Origin of the sequence: Paraburkholderia monticola (genome assembly GCF_001580545.1) — a bacterium.
Lineage (GTDB): Bacteria > Pseudomonadota > Gammaproteobacteria > Burkholderiales > Burkholderiaceae > Paraburkholderia > Paraburkholderia monticola.
Window position 1 is genome coordinate 1 of sequence record NZ_LRBG01000030.1, and the last position, 1,380, is coordinate 1,380.

A 1,380-nucleotide genomic window follows, 5' to 3' on the forward strand; every position below is an offset into this window, starting at 1 on the left:
GTGGGCCGAGGACGGAACGGGACTGGGGCGAGGCGGCGGGTCGGCAGCAGCAAGGAAGGGTCTTGCCATGAGGATCAGGGTTTCAAAGCGCTGCACGCGAGAATGGCCGGGACCGACGCGCAGCGCGAGCTGGTCCAGCAGGCGGTGAACCGCTGGTGGTGGCCGGTGCTGATGATGTTCGGCCCGAGCGACAAGGACTCGGTGCACAGCAACCAGTCGGCGCAATGGGGCATCAAGCGCATCACCAACGACGACCTGCGCCAGAAATTCGTCGACGCAACCGTCGAGCAGGCCAAAGTGCTCGGCGTCACGCTGCCCGACGCGGACCTCAAATGGAACGAGGCGCGCGGCCATTACGACTACGGCGACATCGACTGGGAAGAGTTCTGGCGCGTGGTGAACGGCGACGGCCCGTGCAACCGCGAGCGCCTCGCGACCCGCGTGAAGGCCCATGACGACGGGGCATGGGTGCGCGAAGCCGCGCTCGCCCACGCCGGGAAGCAGCGCCAGCGCGCGCAGCAGCACGCCGCCTGAGCGGCACGACACATCACAGGAATCAGGAGATCAGCAATGAACAGGGAATGGCCGATTTGGGAAGTGTTCGTGCGCAGCAAGCAGGGACTCGACCATAAACACTGCGGCAGTCTGCACGCCGCCGACGCGCCGATGGCGCTGCGCATGGCGCGCGACGTCTACACGCGCCGCCAGGAAGGCGTGAGCATCTGGGTGGTGCCGTCCTCGGCGATCACGGCCTCCGCGCCGGAAGAGAAGGCGGAGCTGTTCGAACCGGCGGGCGACAAGATCTATCGCCACCCGACGTTCTACACGCTCCCCGACGAAGTCAACCACATGTAAGCGCCGCCATGTCCACTACGTCACCTACGCCTGAACATCTGCAGTACGTGCTGCGCCTCGCGGATACCGCGCTGATCCTCGGACAGCGCAACACCGAATGGTGCGGCCACGGCCCGATCCTCGAAGAGGACATCGCGCTGTCGAACATGAGCCTCGACCTGATCGGCCAGGCGCGTCTGCTCTACACCCACGCGGCCACGCTCGAACAGCAGCTCACCGGCCGGCAGCGCAGCGAGGACGACTACGCGTACTTCCGCGCCGAGCGCGAGTTCGCCAGCTACACGCTCGTGGAACTGCCGCATTACGGGCCGCTCGCCGGCACCGCGCAGGCTGAAAAGGACTACGCGGTCACGATCGTGCGCAACTTCCTGTACGCCACGCTGATGATGCATCTGTGGAGCGCGCTCACGCGCTCGGCGGACGAGCAGCTTGCCGCGATCGCCGCGAAGTCGATCAAGGAAACGCAGTACCACGTGCATCACGCGGGCGAGTGGCTGGTGCGCTTCGGCGACGGCACCGACGAAT

Annotated in this window: 3 protein-coding genes; all 3 read left to right on the top strand. The window is 66.3% G+C overall.

Annotation, left to right across the window (positions count from 1 at the left end):
* Positions 1–534: Phenylacetic acid catabolic protein (locus CI15_RS19485; protein ID WP_174543244.1), on the top strand; the 534-nt coding region annotated here is incomplete at its 5' end.
* 36 nt (positions 535–570) lie between these two features.
* Positions 571–855: a 1,2-phenylacetyl-CoA epoxidase subunit PaaB gene (gene paaB, locus CI15_RS19490; protein WP_062129964.1), complete on the top strand. Its 285-nt coding sequence runs from the start codon at positions 571–573 to the stop codon at positions 853–855.
* Between the two features lie 8 nt (positions 856–863).
* Positions 864–1,380: 1,2-phenylacetyl-CoA epoxidase subunit PaaC (paaC, locus tag CI15_RS19495; protein ID WP_063910549.1), on the top strand; the 517-nt coding region annotated here is incomplete at its 3' end.